Source organism: Paraburkholderia sp. BR10954, assembly GCF_040965775.1.
GTDB classification, from domain to species: Bacteria; Pseudomonadota; Gammaproteobacteria; order Burkholderiales; family Burkholderiaceae; genus Paraburkholderia; species Paraburkholderia youngii.
Window position 1 is genome coordinate 383606 of record NZ_JBFRCK010000004.1, and the last position, 15915, is coordinate 399520.

At 66.7% G+C, this 15915-nt stretch carries 15 protein-coding genes and 1 pseudogene; 7 read left to right on the forward strand and 9 right to left on the reverse strand.

Going from position 1 to position 15915, the window contains the following annotated elements; all coding sequences use genetic code 11:
* Window positions 1-14: 14 nt before the first annotated feature.
* The 9 genes from AB4Y34_RS09225 to mpl all read right to left on the reverse strand — a co-directional run bounded on the left by AB4Y34_RS09225 (window position 15) and on the right by mpl (window position 9990).
* Window positions 15-797 carry an SDR family oxidoreductase gene (locus tag AB4Y34_RS09225; protein ID WP_176380921.1) on the reverse strand — a complete coding sequence of 261 codons (783 nt, stop codon included), beginning with the start codon at window positions 795-797 and terminating at the stop codon, window positions 15-17.
* Window positions 794-1474: a 2-dehydro-3-deoxy-6-phosphogalactonate aldolase gene (locus AB4Y34_RS09230; protein ID WP_176105033.1), complete on the reverse strand. Its 681-nt coding sequence runs from the start codon at window positions 1472-1474 to the stop codon at window positions 794-796. The genes AB4Y34_RS09225 and AB4Y34_RS09230 overlap by 4 nt, the downstream gene beginning before the upstream one ends.
* Before the next feature lie 45 nt (window positions 1475-1519).
* Window positions 1520-2635 carry a 2-dehydro-3-deoxygalactonokinase gene (locus tag AB4Y34_RS09235; RefSeq protein WP_368715834.1) on the reverse strand — a complete coding sequence of 372 codons (1116 nt, stop codon included), beginning with the start codon at window positions 2633-2635 and terminating at the stop codon, window positions 1520-1522.
* Entirely contained in the window at window positions 2632-3648 is a 1017-nt protein-coding gene (locus tag AB4Y34_RS09240; RefSeq protein ID WP_176105030.1) for an IclR family transcriptional regulator, read from the reverse strand. The genes AB4Y34_RS09235 and AB4Y34_RS09240 overlap by 4 nt, the downstream gene beginning before the upstream one ends.
* A gap of 362 nt (window positions 3649-4010) precedes the next feature.
* Complete coding sequence (gene mtgA, locus AB4Y34_RS09245; protein ID WP_176380924.1) at window positions 4011-4745, reverse strand: monofunctional biosynthetic peptidoglycan transglycosylase; 735 nt, start codon at window positions 4743-4745, stop codon at window positions 4011-4013.
* Between the two features lie 25 nt (window positions 4746-4770).
* Complete coding sequence (aroE, locus tag AB4Y34_RS09250) at window positions 4771-5634, reverse strand: shikimate dehydrogenase (protein ID WP_176105028.1); 864 nt, start codon at window positions 5632-5634, stop codon at window positions 4771-4773.
* Entirely contained in the window at window positions 5631-7769 is a 2139-nt protein-coding gene (locus tag AB4Y34_RS09255; protein ID WP_176380926.1) for an RNB domain-containing ribonuclease, read from the reverse strand. Before AB4Y34_RS09255 ends, aroE begins: the two co-directional genes overlap by 4 nt.
* 215 nt (window positions 7770-7984) lie before the next feature.
* Window positions 7985-8599, reverse strand: coding sequence for a YqiA/YcfP family alpha/beta fold hydrolase (locus tag AB4Y34_RS09260; RefSeq protein ID WP_176105024.1), 615 nt, complete (start codon window positions 8597-8599; stop codon window positions 7985-7987).
* Window positions 8596-9990, reverse strand: a complete 1395-nt coding sequence (mpl, locus tag AB4Y34_RS09265) for a UDP-N-acetylmuramate:L-alanyl-gamma-D-glutamyl-meso-diaminopimelate ligase (protein WP_176105023.1) — start codon at window positions 9988-9990, stop codon at window positions 8596-8598. The genes AB4Y34_RS09260 and mpl overlap by 4 nt, the downstream gene beginning before the upstream one ends.
* Window positions 9991-10191: 201 nt before the next feature.
* Between mpl and AB4Y34_RS09270 the strand changes: the two genes are divergently transcribed.
* The 7 genes and pseudogenes from AB4Y34_RS09270 to AB4Y34_RS09300 all read left to right on the forward strand — a co-directional run.
* The gene (locus AB4Y34_RS09270; protein WP_368715835.1) at window positions 10192-10842 is read left to right on the forward strand and encodes a UDP-N-acetylmuramate--alanine ligase; all 651 of its coding nucleotides are present in this window, start codon (window positions 10192-10194) and stop codon (window positions 10840-10842) included.
* Between the two features lie 19 nt (window positions 10843-10861).
* Complete coding sequence (locus AB4Y34_RS09275) at window positions 10862-11422, forward strand: TlpA family protein disulfide reductase (protein WP_368715836.1); 561 nt, start codon at window positions 10862-10864, stop codon at window positions 11420-11422.
* A gap of 208 nt (window positions 11423-11630) precedes the next feature.
* Window positions 11631-12086 carry a type II 3-dehydroquinate dehydratase gene (aroQ, locus tag AB4Y34_RS09280; RefSeq protein ID WP_176365578.1) on the forward strand — a complete coding sequence of 152 codons (456 nt, stop codon included), beginning with the start codon at window positions 11631-11633 and terminating at the stop codon, window positions 12084-12086.
* Between the two features lie 78 nt (window positions 12087-12164).
* Window positions 12165-12632, forward strand: coding sequence for an acetyl-CoA carboxylase biotin carboxyl carrier protein (gene accB, locus AB4Y34_RS09285; protein WP_176121879.1), 468 nt, complete (start codon window positions 12165-12167; stop codon window positions 12630-12632).
* A gap of 116 nt (window positions 12633-12748) precedes the next feature.
* Window positions 12749-14113, forward strand: coding sequence for an acetyl-CoA carboxylase biotin carboxylase subunit (gene accC / locus AB4Y34_RS09290; protein ID WP_013090569.1), 1365 nt, complete (start codon window positions 12749-12751; stop codon window positions 14111-14113).
* 3 nt (window positions 14114-14116) lie between these two features.
* Window positions 14117-15019 carry a 50S ribosomal protein L11 methyltransferase gene (gene prmA / locus AB4Y34_RS09295; protein ID WP_368715837.1) on the forward strand — a complete coding sequence of 301 codons (903 nt, stop codon included), beginning with the start codon at window positions 14117-14119 and terminating at the stop codon, window positions 15017-15019.
* A 47-nt stretch (window positions 15020-15066) separates the two neighbouring features.
* Window positions 15067-15807, forward strand: a pseudogene (locus AB4Y34_RS09300) (zinc-ribbon domain-containing protein); the annotation flags it as partial.
* Window positions 15808-15915 lie beyond the last annotated feature (108 nt).

The window sequence follows — 15915 nt, forward strand, 5'->3', positions numbered from 1 at the left end:
TTCGCGATGCGACTTCAGTCGTGATACAGCGCCGAGCGGCCGCCATCGACGGTGATGCAGCTCGCGTTGATGAATGGCGCCTCGTCCGACGCGAGGAACACCGCGGTCATCGCCACCTCCTCCGGGCGGCCGATGCGCTTCATCGGTTGCAGATCGAGCGTCGCCTGCTGCGCGGCGGCCGGATCGGGCTGCTCGTTCCACCAGTCGTGCGTCAGCTGCGTCTCGATGTAGCCCGGCGCGATCGCGTTGACGCGCACGTTGCACGGCGCGTACTCGATGCCGAGCGCGCGCGTGAGGCCGATCACGCCATGCTTCGCGACCGGGTACGGAAAGCAGCCCGGAATGATCTTGAACGCGTGGGTCGAGGCGATGTTCACGATGCTGCCCGCGCCGCGTTCGACCATCCCCGGCAGTACCGCGCGACAGCCATTCCACACGCCGTCGAGATCGACCGCGAAGCAGCGCCGCCAGTCGGCGTCGGTCATCGTCAGCGGATCGCAGAACACGTTGATGCCCGCGTTGTTGACGAGGATGTCGAGCGTACCGAACGCGCGCTCGCCAACGCTCACCGCATGCCGCAGCGACGCGGCTTGCGTCACGTCGGTCTGCACCGCGAGCACGCGCGCGCCGGCGCCGACTTCCGCCTCGATTCGCGCGGCCGTGCGCTGCGCCGTGTCGAGATCGAGTTCCGCCAGCACGACCGCCGCGCCCTCGCGCGCGAACGCGAGCGCGATCGCCGCGCCGATGCCGCGCCCGGCGCCGGTCACGAGAGCGGCTTTGCCGGCGAGCCGGTTCATTTCTTCGCTCCTGCGCGAGCGATCCGCAGACCGTTGATGAACGCCTTCGCATGCGACGCGGTCACCGCCGCGCTCTGGCCCGGCTTGTACAGCGCCGAGCCGAGGCCGAAACCGTTGGCGCCGGCGCTCAGGAACGGCCCCATGTTGTCCGGGTTGATGCCGCCGACCGGCACGAGCGGCACCTGCGCGGCGATCACCGCGCGCCATGCCTTGACGACCTGGCAGCCGAGCTGCTCAGCGGGGAACATCTTCAGCACGTCGGCGCCGTTCTTCAGCGCGATGAACGCTTCGGTCGGCGTCGCGACGCCGGGCGCGCAGGCAAGGCCGCGCGCCTTCGCGGCGATCACGACTTCCGGGTCGCTGTGCGGCATCACGACGAGCTCGCCGCCCGCCGACTTCACTTCGTCGACGTAGAGCGGATGCAGCACGGTGCCCGCGCCGACGATCGCGTCGGCCGGCAGCACCTTGCGGATCGCGGAGATGCTGTCGAAAGGCTGCGGCGAATTGAGCGGTACTTCGACGATGCGGAAACCCGCTTCGTACAGCGCTTGACCGTGATCGGCCGCGTCGGCGGGCGTGACGCCGCGCATGATCGCGATCAGCGGACAGACTTCGAACGCGGCGATCAGACCCGCGTGCGGCATGTACGGTCCGGGCAGATTGATATGTGGTTGCATGTCGGTTCCTTGTTTCGTGAGCGTCGTAAAGGGCTCTCCCGCCGGTCAGCCCGCGCGCGCCGCCTGCGCGGACGGCTGCACGAGCCCCGCTGCTACGGCAACGCGCCACAGGCCGCGTTCGGTCGCGTGCCTGACCGGCTCCGCGCGCAGACAGCCGAATTGCGCGAGCGCGAGGCGGTAGCGCTCGCACAGCGCGTCGTTGCCGATCAGCCGCAGACTCTGCTGCGCGAGCGAGCTGCCTTGCTGCGCGAGTACCGCTTCGAGGCCGGCGAGTTCGTGTCCGATCAGCAGGCCCGACAGATAGTCGGGCTGTGCCTCGCCCGACAGCGCGCCGGTCAAGCCGAGCGTGCGCGTGCTGAACACGGTCGCGAGCACGCCCGCCTGACCTTTCTCGCGCGCGATGTTCACGCCGCGCAAAAATGCTTCGGTATCCGGCCGATCGGGCGTGACCATCGTGCGGCCGAGAATGGTGTGCTCGCGCAGCGCGGCGAATACCTCGCCGGTCATGAAGGTATGAAAACGCTCGATGCGCTCCGCCTGCACGACCGCCCATTTCGCGTGCGTGCCAGGCAGGCCGATCAGTGAACGGGCGTTGCTGTCGACGGCACTCGCGTCTTGCGCGCCGTTCGCGTCCGCGCTGAGCGCGCCGAAAATCTGCGTCTCCTCACCGCGCATCACGTTAGGCAACTCGCCGCGTTGCAGCACGCCCGGCACGATGTGCAGCGTCGCGCCGCGCGCGGTCTGCACGCGGACGATGCCGGCCACCAGAGCATCGGCGTTGGCGGGCGTCTCGACATACGGCGCTTCGAGCCAGCCTTGCGCGCTGCCCACCATCCCCGCTGCGATCACCGGCACGCCGCGCGCGTGCTCGAGCCACGCGCCGCAGGCGTCGTCGAACGCCGCGTCGAAGCCGCTCTCGGCCGCGCTGCGCGGCAGATTCATGATGCCGGCCGTCGAGGCGCGCGTCGCCAGCACGCGACCGTGCGCATCGAACAGATAGGCGCGCAGCGACGTCGTGCCCCAGTCGAGCGCGATCAGCGCGGCATGCGTGAAATCGACGGCGGCGGTATCTGTGCCATCGGTCGCGTCCGGCTCCACGCCCGAGGTGGGCGCGGCGGGCGCCTGGTGGTTCGCCAGCGTGGCGGTGCCCGCTTGTTTCATCGCTTGATCCTGCGCGTGGCCGGTTGCGGTGCGCGCCAACCAAGTTCTTCCGAAATCGCGCGCGCCTCGCGCTGCACGACCGGAATCAGTTCGTCCATCCGTTCGAGCGGCATATACGGAATCGTGCTCGCCACCGACAACGCCGCGACGATGGCGCCCGACGCATCGCGCACCGGCGCCGCGACGCAACGGATCGACGCTTCGTTCTCTTCGAGATCGAACGTGTAGCCGCCGGCCGCGTAGTTCGTCATGCGCTGCAGGAAGGTCGGCGCGTCGGGGCGGTTGTCGGGCTTGAAGCTGACCCCCGCGAGCGCGCGGCGCGACGCGTCGAACAGCGACTGCCATGCGTCCGGCGCGAGGTCGAGCATCATCGCCTTGCCGATGCCGGTCGACGCGAGCGGCATCCGATGGCCGACGCGCGAGCGCATTTCGAGGCCGCGCGTGCCAGGGATCTTGTCGATGTACAGCACGTCGTCGCCATCGCGCACGCCGAGGTGGATCGTGTCGAGCGTCTGCTCGGCCAGCGACTGCAGATGCGGACGCGCGACGGCCGTCAGCGGCATCTGTTCGAGCGCGATCGTGCCGAGCTCGATCAGCTTCGGCCCGAGCAGATAGCCGCCCTGCACCTGACGCAGATAGCGCGCCTGCACGAGGCTGCTGACGAGTCGATGCGTGGTGCTGCGGGTGGTGCCGAGCGCGGCGCCGAAGCTGCGCAGATCGCGCACGCCGGCCGCCGCCGCCTCGAGAATCGCGAGGCCGCGCAACAGTGTCTGGGTGCCGGCCTGCTGCGGCGTGATTTCCAGCAATGTGACCGGCAGCCCGAGTCCGTCGACGGTTGCCGCGCGCTGCACCGGGCGCGACGCCCTCGCGGTAGCGGACGCACTGGCGGCGACATTGGCGGTAACGGCTGAAGCCTCGCGCGGCGCGGGATTCGCGGCACTGTCCGGCCCGCCGTTCGACCCCGGCGCCGCCTCGGCCGGGCTGGCCCCGTGAGTAGGCATCGCTTTGTTCATGGCGATTCGCTTTCCGATGGTTTCTGCGCTTAGCGCGCGGGGCCGGAGCACAGTGAGGGAATGCGTGCGGCGCCGCGCTCGCGCGGCTGCTGTGGTTGGCTGCCAGACATGTTGGCCTCGTCTCCGGTTTTTCTGTCGCGGTTCGCTGTTTCGGCGCGCTGGAGCGCCTACTTGCGATGCATGTTGGCTTGGATTGTAGGGCGACTTTTGAGAATCACCAATATGTGAATGTTGAGTCCAGATAATGAGATTTTAGTGGACGATCAACTGTTTAGCGGGACGCCATGCCCTGCGAAAAGACACAAAAAAACCCGCGCGAGGCGGGCTTCGGAACCGAAAACCAGGGAGATCGACGGCGCTTTTCAATCCGGCAATTCGGCCGCGCCCATCCGCCGCGCGATGACTCGCGCGCGTTGTGCGAGATACGCCGAATTCCTGTGTTCATCGAAATATTTGGGGCGCGGCAGCATCACCGCGAGCCGCGCGGACTGCGCGGCCGTGAGTTTGCTCGCCGAGGTCTTGAAGTAGTACTGCGCGGCCGCCTCGGCGCCGTACACGCCGTTGCCCCATTCGACCGAGTTCAGATAGATCTCGAAGATGCGCTGCTTGTCCATCAGCGTTTCGAGCATCCACGTGATGATCAGCTCCTGGCCCTTGCGGATATAGCTTTTCTCGCGCGACAGGAACAGATTGCGCGCGAGTTGCTGCGAGATCGTCGAGCCGCCGCGCACGATCCGGCCTTGCGCCTTGTTGCGCTCCCATGCCTGCAACATCGCGTCGGTTTCGTAGCCCTTGTTGGTGACGAAGTTCGCGTCCTCGGACGCGATAATCGCGCGCTTCAGGTTGCGGGAAATCTGCTCGTACGGCACCCACGTGCGCTGCACCGACAGATCCGGCCGGTCCTGCGACAGACGCCACGCGTCCGAGCGCATGAACGCGGTCGAGCGCGGATTGACGACGTTCCAGATCGCGATCTGCGCGAAGTAGTACGCCTGCGTCGCGAGCCAGGCGATGGCCACGACCGCGATCAGCCAGGCGAACCAGCGCAGCGGGCCGGCCTGGCCGCGCGAACCGCTGGCGCGCCGCGTCGCTGTCATGGTGCGTGCTGTCCGCGCGCTGACGTTATGCGGGCGACGGCGCCGTCAGTAGCGCCCGCAATTCGGCGAGCACCGGCGCGCCGTCGGGGCGCACACCGCGCCACACATAGAACGATTCGGCCGCCTGCTCGACCAGCATGCCGAGACCGTCGGCGCCGCGCGCGCCGAGCTTCGCCGCGTGCTGCATGAAGACAGTTGGATGCGCGCTGTACATCATGTCGTAAGCGAGCGTGCCGTTGCCGAACGCGCGGTCGTCGCACTCGGGCAGCGACGCATCGAGGCTGCCCGCGGTCGCGTTGACGATCACGTCGTACTGGCCCGCTTCGATCGCGCGGGCGCTGCCGCCGCTCAGCCGGCAGCGCGCGTCGCCGGCTGCCTGCGCGAACTGATCGACCAGCGCCTCGGCCTTCTGCGCCGTGCGGTTGACGATGGTCAGCGTATGCGGCGCGCGGTCGAGCATCGGCAGCACGACACCGCGCGCGGCCCCGCCCGCGCCGAGCAGCAGGATGCGCGCGCCTTTCAGCGACACGCCGAGATTCACCTCGATGTCGCGCACGAGGCCGAAGCCATCCGTGTTGTCGCCGTAGATGCCGTCGGCGTCGACCCTCAGCGTGTTCACCGCGCCGGCCGCCGCCGCGCGCGGCGACAGCGTGTTCGCGAACGCATGCGCGTCGAGCTTGAACGGCACCGTCACGTTCAGGCCGCGCCCGCCCGCTTCGATGAACGCGCGCACGTGCGGCACGAACGCGTCGACCGGCGCGAGCAGATGACCGTACTCGATCGGCTCGCCGGTTTGCGCGGCGAAGCGGCCGTGGATGAACGGCGACTTGCTATGCCCGACCGGGTTGCCGATGACCGCGTAGCGATCGCGCGTTGGGTTGCCGTTCATCGTCCCGGCTCCGTGATGTGTTGGTCGTTGTCGGCGGTGTTCGATGCGTCGTTGCCGCTGCCGTTGCCGCTTGCCGCGGATTCGTCGGCGCCGGGGTTGTCGTTCCGATTACCGCCGTCGGCTTCCGCTTGCGCCTCCGCTTCGCTTTCGGCGCTGTCATCCGATGCGTCGAGTAACTCTTCGTCGCCCTCGTCCTCGCCTTCTTCTGCTTCGGCGCCGCTCGTCACGGTCGGCGCATCGAGCACGTGCAACAGACGCACCGACGCTTCGATCGTCAGTTCGTCGATCGACATCACTTCCAGCTGCAAACGCGTGCCGCGCGCATGCACGCCGAGACCCGGCACGTGCAGCAGCAGCGGAATTTCCTCTAGACGCACGAGATCGCCCTTCACAACCGATGCGACTACCTGCTTGCGGTTTTCCTGCGTGAGCCAGCGCAGACACCAGAAGTACTCCATGCGGCGCTGGTGGTCGGCATATGCGGTGTAGGTGTCGTCGAAGCCCTGCACGACCGCGAACAGATCGGCGTCCTTCGGCTTGAACGGCGCGGCGAGCTTGGCAGTCACGCCATGCTGCACGCACGCGATCAGCTGCCACTGGTTCACGAGGTCGACGTAGCGGCGCAGCGGCGACGTGCTCCACGCGTATTGCGAGACGCCGAGCCCTTCGTGCGGCGCGGCGTTGGTCTGCATGCGCGTGCGCTTCGGGCCGCTTGGCGCGCCGAACGCGCGCTGCGTGCGATAGATGCCCGGCACGCCGTGATCGTGCAGGAACGCACCCCACGACGAGTTCGCGAGAATCGCCAGCTCGGCGACGATCGTGTCGAGCGGCGAGCCGCGCCGGCGCGGCGTGATCGTGATGTGCTCGCCGTCGACGTAGAAATTGAAATCGGTATTGCGCTGCACTTCGCGACGCAGGCCGTAGCCGGCGCGCGCGGTCTGGCGCTTTTCGAACAGCGCCTGCGCGAACGGCCACAGCACGGCGATATCGTCCTTGTGCGGATACTCGCCGGTGCCCTCGGCGAGCGCCTCCTCGGTGACGACTTCGTCGAGCGTGTTGTGGCGCAGGTTGCTCTTGACGAACACGCGCTCGGCGCGCGTTTCGCTCGCGACGATCTCCTGCGTCTCGCGATTGACGATCACGTACAGCGATAGCGCTGGCCGATAGTCGCCCTCGCCGAGCGTGAAGGTATCGACGACGCTGTCGGGCAGCATCGTGATCTTGTCGCCGGGCATGTAGACCGTCGACAAACGCGCACGCGCGATCGCATCGACGTCGTCGCCGCGCTGAATGCCGAGCGCCGGCGCGGCGATGTGCACGCCGATCCGCACGCGGCCGTCGGCCAGATGCTCGACCGAGAATGCGTCGTCGATTTCGGTCGTGGTGATGTCGTCGATCGAGAACGCTTCGACGTCGGCCTGCGGCAGATCGTCGGGCACGTTCGCGGCCGCAACGGACGGGAAGCCGGTGCCATGCGGGAAGTACTCGGACAGGAATTTCGCTTCGTGCAGCGCGCGCGGCGACGCGATTGCGCCGCATTCGAGCATCAGCCGCGCCTGCGAGATGCCGCGCGCGGCCGCGGCGTTTTCGAGCGCCTTGTACTCGATCGTGTTCTTGTCGGGCTTCGTCAGGAGCGCGAGGCCCTTGCCGCCCGCGAACGCTTCCGGTAGACGGCCTGCCTTCAGCTCTTCTTCGTACTGCGCCTGCACGAGCGCCTGCTGGCGCTTGCGCTCGAGACCCGCGAGCGCCATCTTCAGCTGCTCTTGCGGCGCGCGCTGGTACATGCCGCGGCCCTTGCGCCGGAAGTACACCGGCGAGCCGTGCATGCGCAGCACCAGCGCCGCGCGCTCGACCGCGCCGAAGCTCGCGCCGAAGTACTCGGCGCCCAGCGTCGCGAACGGGAATTCATCGTCCGGCGCGCATTCCCACAGGAAGTCCAGATCGATCTCCTGCGCCAACGTGTCGGCCTGCTGCATCAGTTCGGCCGCAGTGGGTTTCTCGAACTCGATCAGCACATCCTTCGCGCGCACCTTCGCGCGCCGGCCGCCCGGCAACTCGACCTGAAACGCGTCACCCTGACGCGACAGCACGCTGCCGGCCTTGAAACTGCCCGATTCCTCGAAGAAAACGTTCACTCAATACTCTCGTTCTGACTTGCAACTGCCGGCGCGCCCGACGCCCTGTGGCGATCGATCACTGCATGCGCGGCACGGCAACCTGTTCGTGATAGTGAATCCGCGGCGCGCACTGCGCGTGCCAGCGGGTTGAATCTTGCGACCAGCGGTGGCGGTCGGTGTGTTTTTCCGGCTGATGTCCTTGCAGGGATCGGTGCCGCCGCCCTGGCACGCCATCAGGCCGCCGCGCGCGGCGCCGGCGGCTCGACGTCTTCGCCGTCGCAGAAGGCCAGCACGTCGTCGAGGTACTGCGCGAACTCGCTGATCGCATGGTCACTGCCCTCGATCAGCGTGGTGCGCGCGCCCGGATAGTGCGCGAGCATTTCGCGGTAGTCGAGCACTTCGTCGCCGGTGGCTGCCATCAAATAATAGCGTTCGGGCCGCGTGATCGACGCGACGCCGAGCGCGCGCAATTCATCCAGATGATGCGGCTCGACGACGATGCTGCCGCCGCCATGCCACAACGGCTGCTCGCCGAGATACGCGCTCAGGTCGCGCTGCGGCACGACCGCCGGGTTCAGCAGCACGGCCGGCCAGCCGTGCTTCTCGGCCAGGTGCGTGGCGAAGTAGCCGCCCAGCGAACTGCCGATCACGGTCACCTGTCGTGCATCGCCCTTCGCGCGCGCGTCGGCGACCAGCGATTCGGCGAGCACCACGGTTTCGAACGGGGACACCGGCAGCATCGGGCAGCACCACTCGTCGGCGCGGCCCAGTTCGGCGAGACGCGCCGCGAGCAGACGCGCCTTGAACGAATTCGGCGACGAACGGAAACCGTGCAGATAGAGAATCACGACGCGCCTCGCGTCGAAAGACCGTCGAGCAGCTTCTGATGCACTCCGCCGAAGCCGCCATTGCTCATCACCAGAATCTGGTCGCCGGGGCGCGCCGCGTGGACCACCGCCTTCACGAGCGCGTCGAGGTTGTCGAACGCCTGGGCCTTGCCGTCGAGCGGCGCGAGCGCTTCGCCGAGGTTCCAGCCGAGCGCGTCGCGCCCGCTCGGCGCACCGTAGCCGAACACGAGGTCGGCGTCGGCGAGGCTTGCCGGCAGTTGCGCTTTCATCACGCCGAGCTTCATCGTGTTCGAGCGCGGTTCGAGCACCGCGAGAATTCGCGTGTTGTCGCGGCCGACGCGCGCACGCAGCCCGGCCACCGTCGTCTCGATCGCGGTGGGGTGATGCGCGAAGTCGTCGTATACGGTCACGCCGTCGACGCTGCCCCGCACTTCCATGCGGCGCTTCACGTTGCGGAAGCTCGACAGCGATTTCGCGGCCTGCGCGGGCGGCACGCCGACGTGGCGGGCGGCGGCAATAGCGGCGAGCGCGTTCATGCGGTTATGTTCGCCCTGCACCTGCCAGTCGACCACGCCGACGCGCTCGCCGTTGTGATAGACGGCAAAGCGTTCGTCAACGGGCACGCCCTGCTCCGCCGGCTGGATCTCCCAGCCACCCTGTACGCCAAAGCGCTCGACTTCGCTCCAGCAACCGCGCGTCAGCACGCGCTCGAGCGCGTCCTCGCGGCCGTTCGTGACGACACGGCCCAAGCGCGGCACCGTGCGGATCAGATGATGGAACTGCGTTTCGATCGCGGCGAGATCGGGGAAGATGTCGGCGTGATCGAATTCGAGGTTGTTCAGCACCGCCGTTTTCGGGCGGTAATGGACGAACTTCGAACGTTTATCGAAGAATGCGGTGTCGTATTCGTCGGCTTCGATCACGAAGAAGCTCGAATCGGTGAGCCGCGCCGACACGCCGAAATTCAGCGGCACACCGCCGATCAGAAAGCCCGGATTCAGGCCTGCGTCTTCGAGCAGCCAGGTCAGCATCGAGCTCGTGGTGGTCTTGCCGTGCGTGCCGGCCACGGCCAGCACCCATTTGCCGTTCAGCACGTGCTCGCCGAGCCACTGCGGACCGGACACGTACGGCAGGCCGCGGTCCAGAATCGCCTCCATCAGCGGGTTGCCGCGCGTGACCACGTTGCCGATCACGAATAGATCCGCGTTCAGGCCGTTCAGCTGTTCCGCGTCGTAACCCTCGATCAGGCGGATGCCTTGCGCCTCGAGCTGCGTGCTCATCGGCGGGTAGACGCCGGCGTCGCAGCCGGTCACCGTATGGCCCGCATTGCGCGCGAGCACCGCGAGTCCGCCCATGAAGGTGCCGCAGATGCCGAGGATGTGGATATGCATAAGCCTGTCGTGCCGTGGGGGCGTTTTTTTGCGAGGGATGGGAGGCCGCAGGACGGCCGGAACGACCGTCTGCAAAGGACGCCTATTGTAACCGACACAGCGCGCGCCGCCCCTGCGGGCCACGCCCGGCGCCGCTCCGTCCGGGCCGCCCGACCGCGTCGCCCGACCGCGTCGCCAGGCCCGATCTAGTATGATGCAGGGATGGTCCGCAAATCACATTTCGATCCGCAACGCGTGCGCGAGGAAATCGCGATCGTGGCTGCGCGCCTGATTGCCGAAGACGGTCTGGACTACGCCAGCGCGAAGCGCAAGGCGGCCCGGCAGGTCGTCGGCGAGACCCGTGTCGCCGGCGAATGGCTGCCGGACAACGACCAGATCGAAGAAGAAATCCGCGAATATCAGTCGCTGTTCCAAGGCGACAGCCAGCCGGCGCTTTTGCGGCGGCTGCGTGTGATCGCGGTCGAATGGATGGAGCGGCTCGCGCCGTTCAATCCGTATCTGACGGGCGCGGTGCTCGGCGGCACGGCCGGCGAGCATTCGGACGTCCATCTGCAGGTGTTTTGCGACAACCCGAAGGAAGTCGCGATCTACATGCTGAACGCGAACATCCAGTACGACGTGTCGGAAACGCGCCATTTCGCGGGACGCGGCTATGTGGAGACGCTGAGCTTTCTGTGGCGCCCGGCAGACGATCGCAACGCTGAGCCGGTCGGCATCCACGTCGCGCTGTATGAAACCGACGACCTGCGCGGCGCGGTGCGCGCCGACGCGCGCGGCCGCACGGCGCGGGCGAATTTGCCGGCGGTGCAGGCGCTGCTCGACGGCGGCCAGGTGCCGTCCTTCACCATTTGACCAGACAGAACGGAGCACGATGAACACAAGACGTATGCTGGCTGGCGCGGCCGTCGCGCTGGTCGCCGCGGGCGGCGGCGTGCTGGCCAATCACTGGCTCAATCGCGGTACCGACGTCGCGTACGCGGGGCAGGGCGGGTCACAGCCTGACATCCATGCGAGCCCCGTCCAGCAGCTGTGGAGCGCGCCGGTCACGAATGTCGACGGCAAGCCGCAGTCCCTGAGCATGCTCAAGGGCCACCCGATCGTCGTCAACTTCTGGGCGTCGTGGTGTGGCCCGTGCGTCCAGGAAATGCCTGAGCTGTCGCAGATCCAGCGCGAATACGCGAAGAAAGGCATCCAGTTCGTCGGTCTCGGCGTCGACTCGGAAAAGAACATCCAGACCTTCCTGCAGAAGGTCAAGGTCGCGTACCCGATCTACGTGACCGGCTTCGGCGGCGCCGACCTCGCGCGCGCGTTCGGCAACAATGCGGGAGGTTTGCCGTTTACCGTCGTGATCGACGCAAAAGGCAACATCCGCTCGACAAAATTGGGCCAGATCGACCCCACGGCCCTGCGCCAGACGCTCGACACGCTGTAAATTTCCCCGATTTCTGACGCTGCGCTTTTGGCACCCGCTTGCGTGCAGAACGAGCAAAAATGCGCGGATAATCCCCGAATTTGAGTGAAGTTCGGCTCACGGCTGGGCGGCGGCCCGCCCCGGCCGTCGCCGCGTACGCGCACGAAACTAGACAAGTTTCTCTAATCAGCGCTAAAGTGCGCGCAATTCCACGGAAAAAGAAGCGACCATGACGCGCCTGCTGGTACTGCACGGACCCAACCTCAACCTTCTCGGTACCCGAGAACCCGAGGTCTACGGTCGCGTGACCCTGCCGCAGATCGATCAGGCGCTAGCAGACCGTGCAGCCGACGCAGGCGTCGAGCTTGCGTCGTTCCAGAGCAATCACGAAGGCGCGCTGGTCGACCGCATTCAGGCGGCCCGCACCGAGCAAACCGATTTCATCCTGATCAATCCCGCCGCGTACACGCACACCAGCGTGGCCATTCGGGACGCACTGGCGGGGGTCGGCATCCCGTTCGTCGAGATTCATCTATCGAACGTGCATCGCCGGGAACCGTTCAGGCATCACTCGTATTTCTCCGACCAGGCAGAGGGCGTAATTTGCGGCCTCGGCTGGAAGGGGTATCTGTACGCGCTCGAATTCGCGCTCGACCGGCTCGCCGCCGGCACGTCGCGCGGCTGAATCCAAACACGTCCAATTTGAGCCGGCTACTGCACGTTTGCACGCGCCGGCACACTACGCATTGAAAGGGGCACCCTGATGGATCTACGTAAACTCAAAACTCTGATCGACCTCGTCTCGGAGTCCGGTATTTCCGAACTCGAAGTGACCGAGGGCGAAGGCAAGGTCCGCATCGTCAAGAATGCGCCGCCGGTTTACGTCCAACCGTCCGCCTCGTACGCTGCACCGCAATTCCCGCAAGCCGCGCCGGCAGCAGTCGAAGCGCCGGCCGCCGCGAACGCTCCAGCCACGCCGGCAGCCGCCGCGCCGCAGGGTCACGTCGTCACTTCGCCGATGGTCGGCACGTTCTACCGCGCGCCGTCACCGGGTGCCGATCCGTTCGTGCAGGTCGGCGACACGGTCAAGGAAGGCCAGACCATCTGCATCATCGAAGCGATGAAGCTGCTCAATGAGATCGAGGCGGACAAGTCGGGCGTGGTCAAGGAAATCCTCGTCGAAAACGGCCAGGCGGTCGAGTACGGCCAACCGCTGTTCGTGGTCGGCTAACGCGGCACGCACCATTCGCCGCCCGCGCGCCGCTCATCCCGAGGCGCGCGACCGATCCTCTGCGGCAGCCGGCGTCTTGACCGACCCGGCGCCCATTGATGAGTCGAAAACCCGCTATGTTTGAAAAAATCCTCATTGCCAATCGTGGCGAGATCGCGCTTCGTATCCAGCGCGCCTGCCGTGAGCTCGGCGTCAAGACGGTCGTCGTCTACTCGGAAGCCGACAAGGAAGCCAAGTACGTGAAGCTCGCCGACGAGGCGGTCTGTATCGGCCCGGCCCCGTCGAATCTGAGCTATCTGAACATGCCCGCGCTGATCAGCGCGGCCGAAGTCACCGACGCGGAAGCGATCCACCCCGGCTACGGCTTCCTGTCGGAGAACGCCGACTTCGCCGAGCGCGTCGAGCAGTCCGGCTTCACCTTCATCGGCCCGCGTCCTGAAACGATCCGCATGATGGGCGACAAGGTCACCGCCAAGCAGACCATGATCAAGACCGGCGTGCCCTGCGTTCCGGGTTCGGAAGGCGCGCTGCCGGACGATCCGAAGGAGATCGTGAAGATTGCCCGCCAGATCGGCTACCCGGTCATCATCAAGGCGGCGGGCGGCGGCGGCGGCCGCGGCATGCGCGTGGTCCACACGGAAGCGGCGCTCGTCAACGCGGTCAACATGACCCGCGAGGAAGCCGGCCGCGCGTTCGGCAACCCGCAGGTCTACATGGAGAAATTCCTCGAGAACCCGCGGCATATCGAAATCCAGGTGCTGGCCGACTCGTTCAAGAACGCCGTGTGGCTCGGCGAGCGCGACTGCTCGATGCAACGCCGTCACCAGAAAGTGATCGAGGAAGCGCCGGCGCCGGGCATCGCGCGCCGTCTGATCGACCGCATCGGCGATCGTTGCGCGGATGCGTGCAAGAAGATGGGTTATCTCGGCGCTGGCACCTTCGAGTTCCTGTACGAAAACGGCGAGTTCTACTTCATCGAGATGAACACGCGCGTGCAGGTCGAGCATCCGGTGACCGAACTGATCACGGGTGTCGACATCGTGCAGGAACAGATCCGCATCGCGGCCGGCGAGAAGCTCGCGTTCCGTCAGCGCGACATCCAGTTCCGCGGCCATGCGATCGAATGCCGGATCAACGCCGAAGATCCATTCAAGTTCACGCCGTCGCCGGGACGCCTGACGTCGTGGCATATGCCGGGCGGTCCCGGCATCCGCGTCGATTCGCATGCCTACAATGGTTATTTCGTGCCGCCGAACTATGATTCGATGATCGGCAAGCTAATCGCTTACGGCGCCACGCGCGAACAGGCGATCAGCCGGATGCGCATCGCGCTGTCGGAAATGGTGGTCGAAGGCATTCAGACCAACATCCCGCTGCACCGCGAGCTGATGCTCGACGCGAAGTTCGTCGAAGGCGGCACCAGCATCCACTACCTCGAAAACCGGCTGGCCGCGCGTCAGCAGGTCGCGGAAGAAGCGTAAGTCATGAGTTATCGGGAACTGGTCGCTGAACTGGCGCGTGAGCACGCGGAGGAGTTGTCCGACGCGCTGCTCGAGCTGGGCGCGCTGTCCGTGTCGGTTGAAGATGCCGACGCCGACACGCCCGACGAGCAGCCGCTGTTCGGCGAGCCCGGTCTCACGCCGGATCGCACGGCGTGGCAGCATTCGCGCGTGATCGCGCTGCTCGCGCCGGAGCACGATCCGGCCGTGCTGCTGACCGCCGCGGCCAACGAAATCGGACTCGATTCCGCGCCGGCCTATACCGTGCGCGAGGTCGAGGAGCAGGACTGGGTGCGGCTCACGCAGTCGCAGTTCGATCCGATCCAGATCGGCGAGCGCATCTGGGTCGTGCCGTCGTGGCACGATGCGCCGGACCCCGACGCGCTCGTGCTCGAACTCGATCCGGGCCTCGCGTTCGGCACCGGCAGCCACCCCACCACGCGTCTGTGCATGGAGTGGATCGAGCAGTCGGTGAAGCCCGGCCAGTCCGTGCTCGACTACGGCTGCGGCTCCGGCATTCTCGCGATTCTCGCGAAGAAGTGCGGCGCCGATCCGGTGATCGGCATCGACATCGATCCGCAGGCGGTCGAATCGGCGCGTCACAATAGCGAGCGCAATCACGCCGAAGTCACCTATGGCCTGCCCGATGCCTGCCCGGCCGGCGAATTCGACGTGGTGGTCGCGAACATTCTGTCGAATCCGCTGAAGCTGATGGCGTCGATGCTGTCGTCGAAAGTGAAGCCGGGCGGTCGCATCGCGCTGTCGGGCATCCTTGCGCGCCAGGCCGACGAAGTCGCGCAGGTCTACGCGCGCTGGATCGATATCAGCGTGTGGCGCGAACATGAAGGTTGGGTGTGCCTCGCCGGAACGCGCCGCGAAAGCAATTAGAATAAGGCGTATTGTCAACCTAACGGCCTCTGGCTCAACGGCTCGATATGCACCTGGCGACGCGTTGCCCCTTCTGCGAAACTGTTTTCCGTCTGCAACCGGCGCAGCTTGCTCAGCGCCGCGGCCTCGTGCGGTGCGGGCACTGTCAGGAAGTCTTCGACGCGTCGAGCAGTCTGTTCGACGTCCCGGAAGGCGGCGATTTTTCCACGGCCAAACCGGTTGCCGCCGCGGCGGCGATCGAAGCGCTGTCGGGAGTGCGGCAACCAGGCCCGGACTTTAGTGGTGACGCATGGGCCTCGGGAGCACCGGCTCCGGAACAGGACTCCACCAGCATTTCACGCAGCACGCTCGACTCCCGTTTGCGCGACCACGCGAGCAGCGTGCCGCTCGCGCCGCTGCCGCTTGGCGGCACCGGGCACGCAACAGTCACGTCGGGCACGCCGCGCCAGGCCACCGAACCTGAACTGCGCGCTGGCGCTTTCTCGGCGCCGCTACCCGCGGACGATGAGCCGACGCTGGCCGACGCGCCGCTCGAACCGTTCGCCTATCCCGCCGACGAAGCGGTCGATGAACCGCCTGTCGCCCCGCCCTCCGCGCCTGCTGCCCCACCGCGAGTCGAAGACGAAGCGCCGCGCGTCTGGCGCAAGGTCGAACGCCCCGAACCGTCCACGCTCGACGAACCCACCCGGCGCGAGCCAGCAGGGCCGCATGACATGCACGACAACGAACCGCATTTCGGTGCGGCCGGCTTAGGTGCGGCCGGCTTAGGCGCGGCCGGCCTCCCCGCGCACGCGACGCAGACGATGATCGTGCACCTCGACACCGGCACTGCGATCGCCTCCAATTTTCGCGTACAGATTTTTTATCCGTAACGCACCCTCGCGCGCCCGCTCCCG

Excerpts from the sequence above, each read along its gene's own strand:
- AB4Y34_RS09225 (WP_176380921.1), bottom strand. The coding sequence starts at position 797 with ATGAACCGGCTCGCCGGCAAAGCCGCTCTCGTGACCGGCGCCGGGCGC.
- AB4Y34_RS09230 (WP_176105033.1), bottom strand. The coding sequence starts at position 1,474 with ATGCAACCACATATCAATCTGCCCGGACCGTACATGCCGCACGCGGGT.
- AB4Y34_RS09235 (WP_368715834.1), bottom strand. The coding sequence starts at position 2,635 with ATGAAACAAGCGGGCACCGCCACGCTGGCGAACCACCAGGCGCCCGCC.
- AB4Y34_RS09240 (WP_176105030.1), bottom strand. The coding sequence starts at position 3,648 with ATGAACAAAGCGATGCCTACTCACGGGGCCAGCCCGGCCGAGGCGGCG.
- mtgA (WP_176380924.1), bottom strand. The coding sequence starts at position 4,745 with ATGACAGCGACGCGGCGCGCCAGCGGTTCGCGCGGCCAGGCCGGCCCG.
- aroE (WP_176105028.1), bottom strand. The coding sequence starts at position 5,634 with ATGAACGGCAACCCAACGCGCGATCGCTACGCGGTCATCGGCAACCCG.
- mpl (WP_176105023.1), bottom strand. The coding sequence starts at position 9,990 with ATGCATATCCACATCCTCGGCATCTGCGGCACCTTCATGGGCGGACTC.
- AB4Y34_RS09270 (WP_368715835.1), top strand. The coding sequence starts at position 10,192 with ATGGTCCGCAAATCACATTTCGATCCGCAACGCGTGCGCGAGGAAATC.
- AB4Y34_RS09275 (WP_368715836.1), top strand. The coding sequence starts at position 10,862 with ATGAACACAAGACGTATGCTGGCTGGCGCGGCCGTCGCGCTGGTCGCC.
- aroQ (WP_176365578.1), top strand. The coding sequence starts at position 11,631 with ATGACGCGCCTGCTGGTACTGCACGGACCCAACCTCAACCTTCTCGGT.
- accB (WP_176121879.1), top strand. The coding sequence starts at position 12,165 with ATGGATCTACGTAAACTCAAAACTCTGATCGACCTCGTCTCGGAGTCC.
- accC (WP_013090569.1), top strand. The coding sequence starts at position 12,749 with ATGTTTGAAAAAATCCTCATTGCCAATCGTGGCGAGATCGCGCTTCGT.
- prmA (WP_368715837.1), top strand. The coding sequence starts at position 14,117 with ATGAGTTATCGGGAACTGGTCGCTGAACTGGCGCGTGAGCACGCGGAG.